Here is a 15,877-nt window from a genome sequence, read left to right as displayed (position 1 = left end):
ACAGCACCAGAGACGATGACTTTTAATTGTAAGAATTTGTTTATTAATGTTGCAGAAAGCATGACTTCTACTATTGGAAACAATCAAAGTACTTCTGTTGGTGAAAACCAAATCAACTCTGTGGGTATGAACCAGACTGAAAGTATTGGTGCTTTAAAAAACGTTTCTGTGGGGGCGAACTATATGACCAATGTTGTAGGAAGTTTGATGGAATTTGTAAAAGGAAATCGAGATTCTAAAGCAAAGGAAGTAAAAGAACAAACAAAAACAAGACAGATTGTTTCCGAAGAAAATAATCATATACATTCTAAAGATACATTTAATAATAATAGCGGTGAAAACTCTAAAATGCATTAATTATGTCGATAATCAGAATCACGGAGGGAACTCACACTACAGAAATCGAGGGAAGTTGGACAGTTTTTACTGATAAATTTGATGCGTATGCAGGACAATTCAGTCATTTTACATCAGAGGCAGGAACTAATTTTGGAATCCCCGATGCAACACCTAAAGTTTCGGATGATGCTTTTATACCAGTCATTACTCCAATAAATGATGATGATTTATTCAAATCATACAAAATAGTTATTAATAAAAATGAAGAATGGACTTTTGATGATAAAATTGATACAAATTTAAGAAACCAAAAATCACATGAGATAAACTTTATTTCGGATAGCCAAATAGTAAGAATCAAGTTTAAAGCAGAAAAAGGGAGCTCCAATGCAAATGATAGTGATGGCGGTAATCTGAAAATCTGGTATTTTAGTGATGAAGGAAAGGGAAATTCTTCAGATTATAAAATAATTGAAGATATAAAATATGGTGATACATTTTTTGTAGATTGGGACAAAAGGAAAAATATTTTTCAATTACAATTTTATGCAGATGATAACGATTGGTATTTTGATGGTGAAGTGAAAAATGTATATTGTGGTGCAATAAAATTAAAAGGTTCAAAAGTTGGTAAAAGACTAACGTCAAATATTGAAGAATCATTAGTTGCAAGTATTTCGCAACAATTACCGGGAACACATACATCTAATTTTCCCGAAGAATCCTTTAAAGTAGCTAACCTATATCAAAACCCTCATGGAATGTGTTTTGCTATCACAATGAAAAGAGTAGAAAAAGCATATTTTGATGAATGGAATATCACTGATGCTATAATTGTAAATACAAAACATGAAGATTATCGATTTTCAGGGACAATAATTCCTACTATTGAAGATAAATATTTTGGTTATGGAGTTGGCGGTGCATTATCTAAAAATGGCTATGGTAACTTGGTACCACCCAAAGATATTTGGGAAGGGAAATTAGAAGAAGGCGCAATGATCCAGTATTGGAATGACTATAATGAAATCGGTTGGACATTATTAAAAGAAGAAATTAAAAATGCTCTTCGTGGAAAAAACGCTCCAAACTTTGATGGTGGACATTCTGTTATTTTTAAATCATATATTTATGATAATTCCGGTAATATAATTGGTATAAAATATTATGATTATGCTGGTATACATAGAGAATTTTCTCTCGGAGACAAAGCAAAGAAAATAATGATGGGCACTAATTTAAAAGACAAAAAATAATATGAAAGCCTTATTTTTATTACTTATGTTAACATTCTGTTTTACTAATTGTGAAACTAAGAAAAATGATAAAATAACACATAAAAAAACAGATACAACTGAAATAAAAAGTGATAGTATTGTTTTAAGGGAATATAAAATTGAAGAGTTACAGAAAGAAGTTCCTAAAATAAATCTGAGTAAAAAGGATTCTGTTAATAAGACATTCAACATTCTCATAAAAGGAAGCAAAAACTATTCTTCTCTAAACAAAAGCAAAATATTTTATTGTGTTTATCCCGTACTAAATAAATTATATTTTTTGGATAAGATAAAAAAAGGAATAACAATAAAAACAGAAAATAACCTTGAAATTTCTGAAATTTATTACGAAAATAAATTTACAGCTGAAGAAGTATTTGAAAACTTAAAAAAACAACTAACAGACAAAAATAACGAATTTGAAAAAGGTAATTATTTCTTTGACTATTTTAAAAGAGGTACCGTCTACATATTAGAAGATAATAAAATTATTTCAATCATTTACAACCCCTTTACATATCCCAAAACAGATAAAACTATAGATTTATTTTTATCGAATAATGATAATAATAATAAATTTAAGTTTATTATCAGAACTTACATGATTGGTTCATATGAGCAAATAAAATAAACTATTTTAAATTCGTCCACAATTATCAAGACCTACCTTACATCATTGGCGGAATGTTTCATGGTTGAGTTGATCTGGGAGGATTTGCAGACAACCGTGTAAAATCTATCATGACCCGAAGCGGACATAAAGTGGTTTTCACAGAAGATGAAAGTATTATTATTACCGATAGATCGGGTAATGAAATTCATCTGGATACAACGGGAAGTAATATTAATATCACTGCTCCGGAAACGATGACGCTGAACTGTAAGAATATGTTTATTAATGTGGGTGAAAACATGACTTCTACAATTGGAAGTAATCAAAGTACAACAGTTGGTCAAAATCAAACTAATTCTGTAGGTATGAATCAAACAGAAAGCGTGGGAATGATGAAAAATCTTTCAGTTGGTGCTAGTTTTATGACCAATGTTGTAGGTAATTTAATAGAATTTGTGAAAGGAAATAGGGAATCTAAAGCGAAAGAAGTAAAAGAGCAATCAAAGATGCGACAGATTATATCACAGGAAAACAACGACATCCACTCCAAAAAAACGTTCAATAATAATAGTGGTGAAAACTCTAAAATACATTAGGAAATGTCTATAATAAGAATAACGGAAGGAGAGCACACAACCGAGATTGAAGGAGGTTGGACTGTTTTTACCGATGAATTTGAGGCTTATGCTGGACAAAACAGCCATTTCACAGCAGCAAGTGGAACTTTAATCGGGAATCCTGAAACTGCACCTGCAGAAGTTTCAGATAATGCATATATTCCAGTTGTCATTATTGATGAATCTGTGGATACTTTTTATACTGTCGAGACTTCAAAAAGCACTTGGACCTTAAGCAAACTTATAGAAGAATCTCTTCAAAAACCTTTGGTGAATTTGTTGAAATTCAAAACTACCGATAAAATTATTCCTATCAATTTTGATGTGAAAAAAGGAAATCCAAATGCCAATGATTCAGATGGCGGAAACATTACGGCAATTTCTTTTAATAGTAAAGGAGAGAATCTCGGTAAAATTATTTTTGAAAATTTAAAATATGGTGACCGTTTTGTGTTTAAATGGGACAGAACCAAAGACCTTGCACAAATAGACTTTTATGCTGATGATAACGATGATTTTTTTGATGGAGGTGTGGAAAATGTGTTTTGTGGTGCTGTGAAATTGTATAAAGAAAATTGTCAAATTTGTGGCGATTGGTTAAGTATTCTTCCTATTATTCCAAAATCTCAACATATTAATTGGAATTCTGCTTATCCAGGAGAAGGTGATAAATGTTATAAATTAGGAGTACTTCAATTAAAGAATTTTAAGTTTTCTCCTTTAGGAAAACAATATCAGATTGCAAAAGAAATTAATCATATCCAAACTTTTTATCCAGAAGAATTAAAAAAAGCGGTCGATTATATGAAGAAGGCATTACAAGAAAGCACACCAATACTTTGTGGAGTTGATGATAGTCCTGGGACTCCAAACAGAGATACTATTACAGATCATTTTATAATAATCGTTGGTATGGGAGAAGACTCTAAAGGTAAATTCTTCTATTTTTATGACAATGCAAGTGGTGATTCAGATATTGGTGCTTCTTTAGAAAATAAATTATATTGTAAATGTAAAGAAAATAAAATTGAAGGTGAAGGTGATATAAGAAACGGATATATACAAAATACTCCTAATAAAAAATATACTCTTGCAAGAGTAATAGAATCTATAAAAATAAAATAATGAAATTTATGAAGTTTAAAAGTTTATTTTTCTATTTAATTTTTTTTTCTTTCTTATTGCTTTCTTGCAATAAGAATAGTTTAAATTTTAAAAATATAAAACCTCAAAAAGAAGACCCACCTGATTTAATATCTACGCCTATTGTTAAAAAAGACACGATAGTTGAACTGCCAATAAATTTGGCAACAGGTGAAACTATTAAAATCATCCAGACTTTAAATTATTTTGAAAAGTTAAAAGGAAAAGTAGTAAAGAGCCAAAATAGTGAAATAATAGGCGCTATAAATAATTGTGGAAAATCTGCTATAAATTCGTGGAATGTTGGAAATATCGAAATGAATAATACTTTACGTAAACAAATTTTAAAAGGCGGAACCGCATATGAAATAAGTCAGGGCAATAATTCTTACTACATTCATAGTTTAAATTTTTTTGATTGTGCACCGAAAAAATCCATTCGTTTAAAGATAAAATTACTAAAAATTCAAGATGAAAATAATAAATATTACAATTTCATAATGCTTGATTAATCTATTTTCTTTAACCAGAAATTAATTGTTTAAATTATTAAATCTAGTTTCAATATCCGAAATCTTTTACTTTTTTAAAATAGCCACCTAGTTGTTTGCACGGAAGATGAAAGTATTATTATCACCGATAAATCCGGTAATGAGATTCATTTAGATACGACGGGAAGCAATATTAATATAACGGCACCGGAAACGATGACGCTAAATTGCAAGAATATGAATATCAATGTGACGGAAAGTATGAACACAAACGTGGGAATGAACCAAAACAATACCGTGGGAATGAATATTTCTGAAAGTGCAGGTATGAATAGAACTTCTACTGTTGGTTTATTAAATATGCTCTCTGTTGGAACTGATTTTATTACAAACGTTACAGGGAAAATGACCGAGTTTATTACCGGAAATAAAGAATCGCATACAGAAAAAGATCGATTAAGAGTTGCCAATGGTAAAATTACCAATCAAAGTCAGGGAGTTTTTGAACAGCATTCTCAAAAAGAGATTAGGAATAATTCTGCAGAAATTTCAAAAAACCATTAGTTATGGGCAAGGAATCTTTTATAGGAGGAGATTATATTGAAACCACCGGAGGTGCTTCCAAAACCTATGCAGGGAAAAATATTGAAAACTCTTCCTTTGGAAATCAATTTACACAGAATGGACTTGGCTCAGGAGTGAGCTATGCTACTAATGAAGAACCTCCGATAATTTCAACAAATATAGTTTTAAAGAAATTTTTAATACATTTTAGAAGAAATACTACATACAACGGAGAGTTTGGGTTTGATTGGATACGGGATGAATATATTTATCCGATAACAAACGTTGGAGGAACAAATAAAGAATTATCTCTTGATCTAACAAAACTAAAAATAGAATACAAAACAACAGATGTATCTAACATTATTTCGCCCTATGGAAAAGACTACTATTGCAGTTTTCTGAATTTAATGCTGAATCAAGAGGTTACTTTAGATATAGAAGTAGAAGAATTAGAAACTTTATCTTCTGATGCAACAGAAATTTTGTTTGAAAGCAGTAATTCTGATTTGCTAATAACACCGACGAATATTGCATTGAGCACATTGATTGCAGGAGGTAAACAAAGCAAAAATCTCGGAGGTACTGCTACAAGAGATTATTATCTTGCAAATAATCAAGTGAAAGTAAAATGTAACCGAGCCTTTACGGTAAATGAACAAATTAAAATCTTCGCAAAACTTAAAGATCCTTCCTCGGGAATAGAAGATAAAAAAGAGGTGGGAAAAATGATGGTTATGAAGAATAGTGACCAGCCTAAATATACAATAAATGTGTATGTGATAAAAGCATTTATAAGTGATAATCCTAGTTTTGGTGAAGCAGTTATTGATACAGAATTTGCAAAAATTGGCGGATTAGCTGGTTTAGAAAAATATTTAAATGAGAATAGTTTAAACCAAGGATTAGTACAAGTAAAATTGATTGATAAAGATGCTTCAGGAAATGTATTAAAAATGCCATTAAGTACAAATACATTTGAAACAGCAAATCTCGGAAAAAGTCCAAATCCTTCGATGATTTCTGATAGCAAGTATACAGATATTAAAGACATAATAACTACAAGAAGTACTTTTGAAGTAAGTTCAGGAAAAAGTGTAAACCTATTTAACTTGCAGTTTAATCTAGTTAATGGAAACATAGCTAAACAAAAATGTATTTTATTATATTTATGTCCTCTAAAAACACCAACAACAGGAGGTTCAAGTTATAACAATCCACTTACGAATAAACATTGTATTATTTTTAAAAGCAATATAGGTCATCTACCTTCATATGCACACGAAATTGCTCATACATTAGGTTTAGAACATACTTTTAAAGAAGGGCAAACAGTTCAACAAAAGATAACTGATGCTCAAAATAAATTGACCGAATATCGTAGAAAACAAAATGTAGAAAGAACGAAAAAGACAACACATTTAAGTGCTAACCAAGTATATTATAGTACACATCCAACTGAAAAATCCGAAGCAATTAAAGCATTAGATGAAAATATTAACTCATATAATGAAATTATAAAATATTATGAAGATGAACTAAATATTCTTAAAAAAAATCCATATAAATTTGAAGACCAAAAAACAGAAAACATAATGGATTATGATTTGCAAAATCAGAAAACTTTTTTCAAGTGGCAGTGGAGAGTTATTGAAGATGAGACAAAAAAATACTATCATTAAAATTTTAATATCATGAAAAAAATATTTTCAACAATTATAATCATTTTGTTCATTTCAAATTACAGTGCCCAAAAATTGCCGATAGCCCAAAAACCTAAACTCATAAAAATATCACAAATAAAATATAAACTTGCTTGTGGTGATTCGGAAATCAACTTTAAAAAATCAGATGATTGGTATAACGACAAAAACATTTCTTCAATACGAGCATATGATTTTAAAAAATCGCAAAGTATTAATACTGTTAAAAAATTATATAATATAAAAAATGACATTCTTTTTTTTAAGAAAAAAAAAATAGACAGTCTTAGAGTTTTTTACAGACAAAGTGAAGAAATTGATTATATCTTATACTTTATAAAAGGGAAGGCTACAGGATATGTTATAAATGTAAATAATAATCCTCGTCCTAGTATGTATTCAGTTTCTTATGATGAAGAAGGAAATACAAATTATAACTTTATTGAACATAATGTTTTCCTTTCTAAGGGAAATGGTATTTTAAAAAACTACTATTTTAGTGACTGGAATGGTAAAAACCAAAAATTTAGCAAAGAAACTTTAAAAGAAGAAGGAGAAGTAAGAAACAATTTTAAATTCGGAGAATGGAAATATTACAATAAAGAAGGGAAAATTGATAGTACGAAAATTTATACTTTAAAAGATTCGGTAGATGTACGTTTTCCACATTGTATTTTTAATAAGAAAGAGCCTTGTTATTAAGGCTTTTTTTATTCAAGAAAACTATTCCTTACAATCCTTAAAGTCGGCGATCAAGTGATGGTTGGTTTTGTACACAATCATCCCGACCGACCTTTTGTAATGGGTGGTATGTTTCATGGACAGGTGGGACTTGGTGGAGGAATAAACAACCACATGCGTTCCATCCAAACCAAAAGTGGTATCAAAGTTTTAATGAATGATGATGAAAAAAGTGTTACCATTTTAGATCCCAGTGGGAATACTTATTTTATGGATGGAAAAGGTAATATTACGGTGACTGCTCCGAAAAATATGACGTTTAACGTTGGTGAGAATTTGGATATTAATGTGGGAAAGAGTATGACATCAATTATTGGTGAAAACCAAAGTACTTCTGTTACCAATAATATTACAATTTCTGCGGGTAATGATATTTTTGAAACAGCAACAGGTAATCGTATGGAAATGTCTAATAATAGAACAGAAATGGTGGATAAGGATTATACAAGGCAGTCTTCAACCTCCGATATTTTTGCAAAGAAAATGACAGCAACAAGTTCTGAAGAAGATATCCTTATACAAAGTGCAAAAACAGTTCATATGAATAGTGGTGAAAAAGGAACGAATCATTAAAATCATTAGTATGGCAATTATAAAACAAGCAAAGAATATAAGTGTTATTACACATAATAAAGATATCATTGTTACTGGGAAATTGAACATAAACAGTACTAAAAAAATGATATTTGATGCTATAGAAGATAATTTAGAATTTAATAGTACTAAAAAAATAAAAGCAGATGGGCGGGGTTAGCTATTCAGATTGGTTCGAAATTAAGCGGGCAGTTTTTCCAAGTTCTGTAAATTTTGAATGCTCCAAAATTGTAGAGTATAATATTGGCATTAATGAAACAAGAGAAGCAAGATTTAAAGTAGGAGGAAAAAATGATGATGAAAAAAGAGATATAAAATTTGAACTTAATAATTCGAATGTTTCTTTATCTACTTCTGTCTGGAATGCTGAGAATGAATGGATTTTAAATACAAAAATAACTGGTAAGGCAATTGGGGAGACAGTTATTACAGTAAAGGTTGAAGGAAAAACGTTAAATGTAATTAAAATAAAATGTATAAATTATAAAGATGTTTTTTCCGGAACTGAAGCCCAAAAATTGATAAATGAGATAAATTACATAGCCCCTTTTGCGGATGCAGGAACCGCTCCAGAGTATGATGAGAATTATTGCATGCAGGCAGCTGAAAGAGGAATATCTGAATTATTGCAAAATTATACAGATTTTTATTCTGTTGAAAGGGGTACACACAGACATAGAAATAGAATTGGCTTTTCAGGATTAACGGCTATAGATAGAGGAAACAAAATTCAAGCAAAGGGTTTCGTATCTAGTAAGTTTGATTTTAACGATTATAGTATTGATCATACAAAAAGAACTTCTATTGTTGATCAAAATACCTATAATGCTGTTAAATATGATATAATTGGTTTTAAGTCTGGTGGAGAAAACACATTGAATGCTTATTTTCAAAATGCAATAAGAAACAAAATAGGTTTTCATGTTTTTTATTTTACTGTTACAAATGGATTTCATACATTATTATTAGTTATCGATAATACAAATCCGTGTAATGCAAAATACACGGTATACGATCAACATGGCATAACAACATCTACTGGAAATATTAACCAAACAGCTCAAGGAATAAGAAAGCAAACAAGTTGGACATTTGCAAATACTTGTTTAAATAGATATAATTCAGGAAAATCATCACAATGGGACTCCACAAAAACAATCTTATGGAAAATTCAAAAAAAATGATATTATACAGCTTGTTCGTTTTCTTTTTTTTTTCTTGTAAAGGGCAAGAAAAAGAAAGTGAAAAAATTAATAAAACTTTTATTCAACAAGATAAAGTTGGCAACTTGTGGATTAAGGTTCCTTGTTTTTTGGATGAAAAAAAAGCAGATAATTTTTATATAAAAAATGATAGTATTTTTTTTAAATCAGTTACAACTAGTAAAAATATTCAAGTCGAAAATAAAAATATTATTGATATTAAAACTTTTGTTCCAATTCCGTTGAATGAAGCTGAAAAAGGTAAAATAAACAATTCTAATTACATAAATAATCCTTTTTATAATTATTTTAGAGATAAAAATTATATATATATATATTCAGAAGAAAATTTTTTGTCTCCAACTTTTTTACAAATTGAAAAACCAAACAATTATGAGCTACTTGGTGGAGCTTATATAAAGATAAATGATAAAATTTATTGGAGAGGTTTGGAGGTTTTGAATGCAGATATCTCTTCTTTTAAAGTTATAAATGTTCAACGAAATAAATCTGAGTGGGAAGCTTCTATTGGTACAGATCAAAAACATATATATTCAGGAGATAAAATCATGATCTATCAAGAATTTTCAAAAAATTACTTATGGAATAACCAAGTTGAATATCAAAAAAAATATTTTCCAAACCAAAATTAATCTCTATAATTCCTTTTTATAAATTACTTCGATCGACCATTTGTAATGGGTGGAATGTTTCATGGGGGAACAGCTTTGGGTGGCGGAGTTGATAATCGAGTAAAATCAATTCAAACCCGAAGTGGGCATAGAGTTATCTTTACAGAGGACGAGAGCATCGTAATTACTGACAAATCCGGCAACGAGATCCATCTGGATACTACGGGAAGCAATATTAATATTACAGCGCCGGAGACGATTAATATTAAGTGCAATAACTTAAATATTGATGTCGCTCAAAACATGAATACCACTGTTGGCGAAAACCAAAATAATTCTGTAGGAATGAATATTTCTGAAAGTGCAGGAATGAATAAAACATCTACAGTTGGATTGCTCAATATGTTATCGGTGGGTACAGATTTTATTACAAATGTTACTGGAAAAATGGTAGAATTTATCACAGGAAATAAAGAATCTCATACTGAAAAAGATAGAGTAAGAATTGCTAATGGCGTTATAACTACCCAAAGCAAAGGAAACTATGCACAACATTCAGAAGATATCGTAGAGAATATGTCTGCTAATAAAAACTTAGGTCATTAATTATGAGTAAAGAAAGTTATATCGGAGGAGATTATATTGAGACTACAGGCGGAAGTAATGAAACTTTTGCAAAGGGGAAAATTATAAATAACTCGCTAGAAGGTAATTTTTCTCAAAATGGAAATAGAAATGGTATATATAGTGGAATAAATAGAGAAGCACCTTCCATTTCGAGTAATGTTGCTTTGAAAAGATTTTTAGTTCACTTTAGAAGACCTTCTTCTTACCAAGGAGAATATGGTTTTGACTGGTTGAGAGAAGAGTATTTTATTCCTATGGTTACAGTTACGAATGACAATAATGGGAATCATATAAATGCACCAACCGCACTATGTAAAAATGTAGCCTCCCTAAAACAAGAATATTTAAGTGGTGTTCCTAATAACATTGTTCCTTATGGAATAAGATACTATCCGGCATGGCTCTCTATATTTCCTGCTACCACTACTAAAGAATTTGCACATGGATTTACAATGCATAAAGCTGGTGTAGATTTAGATTTGCAATTTGATGAACTAGATACAATAATATCAGATGGTACAGAAATTATTTTAGAAAGCACCAATCGTTTTCTGAAAGTAATTCCTGAAAAAATATCAGTTGCAGAGGTAATAAAAGCTAGAAAACAATCGAGAAATCTAAACGGAAAAGTTATTAACTATTATAGATTGAACAAAAAAGTAAATATAAAATGTAGTGGTGGGGCTCTATCTGATTACACTGAAATCAAAGTTTTTGCAAAATTAAATGAAGAAAAAGTTGAGGTAGGTAAATTAATGGTGTATAAAAACGATGTAATTCCGAAAGCTGAAATTGTTGTGGTGAATGTAATAACGGGAGCAAATAAAGCACAACTTAAGGATGATTATCAACATCTTTTTAAGAGACAGTCTTTTAATCAGGCACTAATAAGAGCAGAAGTAAAAGTTGATACAGAATTTGATATTAATTCACTTCCAGCGAATGATAGAGATGTAATTGCGTTCAAGCAAAATATGAGTGGTAGTAATTCTGAATTTATTAAAAACACAATTGGAAAATTATATGATAAATTTGGAAAATTTAAAACAGCAGAAGGGATAAACGGTAATCAAAATAAAAGAACATATTTATTTTTAACCTCTTTGAGTGCCGGAAATGTTTTGGGATCTTGTTCTCTCGATTCTAATAGAAATTGGGGTAACTTTTATATTGTTTATAATGCAGGCTTAAAAGACGGTCATACAATAATGCATGAATGTGGTCATTCACTTTCGTTGCCTCATGTTTTTCAAGAGGGTTCCAGAGCAAGACACACTTTTTACCACGGATATACAGACAATTATATGGATTATACTTGGCAAGCTGGTGTTTTTAGAAATGGCCAATTATATAGCTCAGGACCAAATATCTATAAAGGAAAAATGTTTTCATTTTTCAAATGGCAATGGGATATAATGAGAAGTGATAGAAGTTTAATCTTTAACTATTAAAAAAATGAAATATATATATACATTACTTATTTTATTATTGCTTTTTTGTTTTAAAGAAAAAAATCAGAATATAAATGAAAGCAAGAAAGCAGATAATATTGTAGAAATTCATTTATCAAGAAAAATGGGTATGATTGATATGACAAAGAATATTTCAAAAAAATATTATTCTTTAAATAGAGATAAAATATATATAATTAAAGAATTGAACTCACCAAAAGGAGAAGTCATAAAAACCGATACGGTCAAAATAATCATTAAAGATAATTCAGAAATATTTAGAGATTTGGAAAATGAAAATAAATTAGTTTCTTTTTTTAGTGATGGTTTACAGGATGATTCTAATGGGTGGGCGTTTTCCATTTATTACGCTAATAAACAAGAAAAAAACTTCACTTTTACATCAAGTGACAAAATTCCAAAATATGCAATTAAACTTAATGACTTACTAAATGAATTAGAAAGAAACAATTAATTTTTTTTTATAGAATAGTTTCTTAAACAACATATAGAAGCTCTTTGAAATTTTAGAAAAATCCTTCCAAACCAAAAACGTATGCAAAGTGATTTTCACAGAAGATTAAAGTATTATTATTACTGATAAATCAGGAAACGAAATCCATCTCGACACCACAGGAAGCAACATCAACATCACCGCTCCTGAAACCATGACACTCAACTGCAAGAACATGAACATTAATGTGACGGAGAATATGACTTCTACAATTGGAAGTAATCAAAGTACAACAGTTGGTCAAAACCAAAATAATTCTGTTGGAATGAGCCAGAAAGAAAGTGTTGGAACGATTAAGAATGTGACCGTTGGTGGAAATTTTATGACCAATGTTGTGGGCAGTTTAATGGAGTTCGTGAAAGGTAATAGAGAGTCAAAAGCAAAAGAAGTAAAAGAGCAGGCAAAAGCAAGACAGATAGTTTCCGAAGGTAATAATGACATCCACTCTAAAAAGACTTTTAATAATAACAGTGGTGAAAACTCTAAAATGCATTAATTATGTCTATTATAAGAATTACAGAGGGAACCCATACTACAGAAATTGAAGGAAGTTGGACTGTTTTTACAGATACTTTTGAAGCTTATGCGGGGCAGTTTAGCCATTTCACGGCAGCAAATGGTACATTATTCGGAACTCCCAAAAAGGATGAAGTAAGAAAATCCAACTATTTTAAAGAAGGTATTTGGTGTTCTGATGCTGAAGGCACAAATACAATAACCCAAGCAGCAATAGGGCAGGTTGTATATTTTCATATAAAAACACAGGACATCACAGCCCCAAATGCTAAAGTACAATTGCAACTTTACGATGAAGATGGTGGCGCAGGTGATGACCTTATCAATGTGAGGGAAGTTAGACAGGATGGAAGTTTAGGTGAACTAATTACTGAAAAGTCAGTTACAAATAATAAAATAGTATATAATCTTACCTTAAGCGACGGTTTAGCAGGTTTCATTGAGGATGATTTTGGAGATGAAATTGAACTTTTCTTTCAATGCAGTTACGGAGAAGACACAAATGTAAAACTACCGTTATTACAAAGCTTATATTTGAAAGTGGAAATATGTGATAAAAGTGTTGTACAAAATTTTAATAACAGGCAATATGGCAGTTGCGATTTTTACCGGTTCAGATATGATGATTTTATGCGGCGACATAAGAATTGCGGACATATGCCACCTGTTTATTATTTTGGAGAGATGCGAAAAGTGAGCTCTTGGAGCGTAATAGATGATATAAATGAATGGTGGACACTAAGCCTAACTGAAGAAATGAAGAAGGTAAGCGTATCTGTACTAGAAATTGAAAAGCAGGGAAATAAATACAAACCCGTACCTTCGCTTAGCTACGGCTTCAAATATTGTACAAGATTTTCCAGAGTTCTGATGCCAAAACTTACAGCAAGAGGGCAAGCTTGGCTTACGGAGTCTAAAATTAAACTACAAGAGTTCATGGAGAAGGGTGTCATAGAAAAAACTTATGCAGCTATTTATGACACTATGTTAGTAGATGAATTAGAGGATAATTTTAATGATAATTTTGAAAGATATGATTGGGATACTTGGAGCTATATCTTTGATCAAGAAAAACAAAAACAATATTATACAAATATTGAACTTGACAATAACCGTTTCCAAGAGTTTGCATTTGCAACCCACCCAGATGCGTACAATCCGATGAAAATGCAAAAATTGCCTTTAGAAGATTTAATCAGAGTTGCTTTGACGCCCGACTTAAAGGAATGGTTTGGCGAAGGTTGGTGGATGACTTTGAAACAGGCAATTCTGGTTGGTACTAACTATAATATGAATGAGATAAGACGTTTGATAGGTGAATTTAATTCAGAAGAAATAAAAATATTTTTAGATGAGCTTTGGGAAAATATATTTAATTAGGATCACCTATGTATTATTAATTATGACAGCAATTCTTGGCTGTTCACAAACAATTGTAAAAGGCAATATGAATTGGATCTCAAAATATACTTTTTATGACTTATATAAAGACAGAATCGATTTAGGTCCAGCAGATTTTTTACCTACTGATGATGCAAGATTTAGCACTTTTAAATTTTTGGATGAAAATACGGTATTCTTGGCAGGCAGTATTCCGAAACGAGATAGTGTCCTTGGACAGAATAATTTTGGATTTATATTTATCTCTAAAGATAAAGGGAAAAGATTTCATCAAATTTTATTTCCAGAAGAGAATGTCACCTCTATTACTCTCTCAACAAAATATAGTTTGGTAGAAACTAATAGTAATGGATACAGTCCAAAAGGTAAAAATGTAATTCATCTTATTGATAATGAGACATTTAAGTTTCAGAAAATAGATGAGTACAATTCTAATGATAAAATAAGTTATAAGCAATTCAATGGGCACTATGTCATCTACTCAAAAGATAATGAAAAAAATGTGTTCGATATTTTAACAAAGGAAATGTATCCACTACCTTCGGATGTAACCGAAAAGAATTACATTTTGAATGATTCCGGAGTGGATGTCACATTCTTAAAAGATGGGAATAAGATTGTTGCTTACAATGCAATAACCAAGTCCTACAAGGTATTACGACATTTGAAAGATTCCTATTCTACAATAATGAATACATTTGGTGAGGTCACGCTAGGAAAGGCAAATTTGCTAAACACCTCGGGCAAAGTGTATAATTTAGATGAAAAAGAACTATTTACAATATCGCCAAAGGAAGAAAAGGGTTTATACCGTTACAAAAATTTTGCTTCTAAAGTAACTGGAAATATGCCAAAATTCGAAATGAGATATTCATATGATTATGGAAAAACGTGGAAACATTATTCAACAGAAAATTTTATTACCACATCAGTTGCAAAAGGTTATTATAAAGATAAATATATGGTTTTAGATGTCGGTTTCTATGATAAAAACAATAATAATCATATAATGATTGGAGAATTCGAAAAATAAAAATATATTGGTTTAGCAGCATTGCCCTTTGGAGTTTCTACTGGGGCTTTTGTAAAAGCCTTACAGACTTCTATAGGTTTGGTTTCTTATATTTGTGATATAGATTCTACATTTCATCTTTCCGATAAATTATTTAAGTTTAAAGGACCAGTTGTACTTTCTGATGTATATTGGAATAACTGGAAAAATTTCACAACTACAGATGATAACTGGAACAAAAAATGGCATATACCAACAATAAATCCAGCTTATGATTCTACTAGTATTGGATCAAAGCATGATGCATTGGAAAAGTTTAAAAATTTACAAATAATATTAAATATTTAGTAAAAATGAGAAATAATATATTTTATTATACATTGGTTTCATTTTTCTTTTTTTCCTGTAAAAATAATAATGTTACTCGTAGTGCATTATTA

20 protein-coding genes are annotated in these 15,877 nt (G+C 30.2%); all 20 read left to right on the top strand.

The annotated features are described in order from the left end of the window. Positions 1-357 (top strand): bacteriophage T4 gp5 trimerisation domain-containing protein (locus AXA65_RS19990; RefSeq protein WP_410492751.1); only part of this gene is annotated, 357 nt, incomplete at its 5' end. A 2-nt stretch (positions 358-359) separates the two neighbouring features. Beyond that, the gene (locus AXA65_RS17920) at positions 360-1,595 is read left to right on the top strand and encodes a hypothetical protein (RefSeq protein WP_063971426.1); all 1,236 of its coding nucleotides are present in this window, start codon (positions 360-362) and stop codon (positions 1,593-1,595) included. A 1-nt stretch (position 1,596) separates the two neighbouring features. Beyond that, positions 1,597-2,247 (top strand): hypothetical protein, encoded by a 651-nt coding sequence (locus tag AXA65_RS17915; protein WP_063971425.1) that lies wholly within the window; start codon positions 1,597-1,599, stop codon positions 2,245-2,247. Between the two features lie 110 nt (positions 2,248-2,357). Further along, positions 2,358-2,825, top strand: coding sequence for a bacteriophage T4 gp5 trimerisation domain-containing protein (locus AXA65_RS17910; RefSeq protein ID WP_063971424.1), 468 nt, complete (start codon positions 2,358-2,360; stop codon positions 2,823-2,825). A 3-nt stretch (positions 2,826-2,828) separates the two neighbouring features. Continuing rightward, complete coding sequence (locus AXA65_RS17905; RefSeq protein ID WP_063971423.1) at positions 2,829-3,971, top strand: hypothetical protein; 1,143 nt, start codon at positions 2,829-2,831, stop codon at positions 3,969-3,971. Continuing rightward, positions 3,971-4,501, top strand: a complete 531-nt coding sequence (locus tag AXA65_RS17900; RefSeq protein WP_063971422.1) for a hypothetical protein — start codon at positions 3,971-3,973, stop codon at positions 4,499-4,501. Before AXA65_RS17905 ends, AXA65_RS17900 begins: the two co-directional genes overlap by 1 nt. A gap of 216 nt (positions 4,502-4,717) precedes the next feature. After that, a complete protein-coding gene (locus tag AXA65_RS17895; RefSeq protein ID WP_063971421.1) occupies positions 4,718-5,044 on the top strand; it encodes a hypothetical protein in 327 nt (108 codons plus the stop codon). 2 nt (positions 5,045-5,046) lie between these two features. After that, positions 5,047-6,726, top strand: a complete 1,680-nt coding sequence (locus AXA65_RS17890) for a hypothetical protein (RefSeq protein WP_063971420.1) — start codon at positions 5,047-5,049, stop codon at positions 6,724-6,726. 12 nt (positions 6,727-6,738) lie between these two features. Continuing rightward, on the top strand, positions 6,739-7,449 hold the full coding sequence (locus tag AXA65_RS17885) for a hypothetical protein (protein ID WP_063971419.1): 711 nt from the start codon (positions 6,739-6,741) through the stop codon (positions 7,447-7,449). 57 nt (positions 7,450-7,506) lie between these two features. Continuing rightward, a complete protein-coding gene (locus tag AXA65_RS20330) occupies positions 7,507-8,061 on the top strand; it encodes a hypothetical protein (RefSeq protein ID WP_228391710.1) in 555 nt (184 codons plus the stop codon). Between the two features lie 10 nt (positions 8,062-8,071). Continuing rightward, complete coding sequence (locus AXA65_RS19985) at positions 8,072-8,242, top strand: hypothetical protein (RefSeq protein ID WP_165596626.1); 171 nt, start codon at positions 8,072-8,074, stop codon at positions 8,240-8,242. Continuing rightward, positions 8,229-9,266 (top strand): hypothetical protein, encoded by a 1,038-nt coding sequence (locus AXA65_RS17875; RefSeq protein WP_063971417.1) that lies wholly within the window; start codon positions 8,229-8,231, stop codon positions 9,264-9,266. The genes AXA65_RS19985 and AXA65_RS17875 overlap by 14 nt, the downstream gene beginning before the upstream one ends. After that, positions 9,245-9,937, top strand: a complete 693-nt coding sequence (locus AXA65_RS17870) for a DKNYY domain-containing protein (RefSeq protein WP_165596625.1) — start codon at positions 9,245-9,247, stop codon at positions 9,935-9,937. Before AXA65_RS17875 ends, AXA65_RS17870 begins: the two co-directional genes overlap by 22 nt. A 45-nt stretch (positions 9,938-9,982) precedes the next feature. Then, entirely contained in the window at positions 9,983-10,522 is a 540-nt protein-coding gene (locus AXA65_RS17865) for a hypothetical protein (protein WP_063971415.1), read from the top strand. A 2-nt stretch (positions 10,523-10,524) separates the two neighbouring features. Beyond that, positions 10,525-11,994: a hypothetical protein gene (locus AXA65_RS17860; RefSeq protein WP_086048267.1), complete on the top strand. Its 1,470-nt coding sequence runs from the start codon at positions 10,525-10,527 to the stop codon at positions 11,992-11,994. Between the two features lie 4 nt (positions 11,995-11,998). Beyond that, positions 11,999-12,469, top strand: a complete 471-nt coding sequence (locus tag AXA65_RS17855) for a hypothetical protein (protein ID WP_063971414.1) — start codon at positions 11,999-12,001, stop codon at positions 12,467-12,469. Positions 12,470-12,662: 193 nt separating this feature from the next. Then, positions 12,663-13,004: a bacteriophage T4 gp5 trimerisation domain-containing protein gene (locus tag AXA65_RS17850; protein WP_131797848.1), complete on the top strand. Its 342-nt coding sequence runs from the start codon at positions 12,663-12,665 to the stop codon at positions 13,002-13,004. 2 nt (positions 13,005-13,006) lie between these two features. Next, the gene (locus tag AXA65_RS17845; protein ID WP_063971412.1) at positions 13,007-14,404 is read left to right on the top strand and encodes a hypothetical protein; all 1,398 of its coding nucleotides are present in this window, start codon (positions 13,007-13,009) and stop codon (positions 14,402-14,404) included. Positions 14,405-14,426: 22 nt separating this feature from the next. After that, entirely contained in the window at positions 14,427-15,458 is a 1,032-nt protein-coding gene (locus AXA65_RS17840; protein WP_063971411.1) for a hypothetical protein, read from the top strand. 21 nt (positions 15,459-15,479) lie between these two features. Beyond that, the gene (locus AXA65_RS17835) at positions 15,480-15,785 is read left to right on the top strand and encodes a hypothetical protein (protein WP_063971410.1); all 306 of its coding nucleotides are present in this window, start codon (positions 15,480-15,482) and stop codon (positions 15,783-15,785) included. Positions 15,786-15,877: the final 92 nt, after the last annotated feature.

It is taken from the genome of Chryseobacterium sp. FP211-J200, from assembly GCF_001643375.1.
Taxonomy (GTDB): Bacteria; Bacteroidota; Bacteroidia; order Flavobacteriales; family Weeksellaceae; genus Epilithonimonas; species Epilithonimonas ginsengisoli.
The sequence above is the reverse complement of the archived record's forward strand: the minus strand, read 5'-3'. Positions and strand labels throughout refer to the sequence as shown.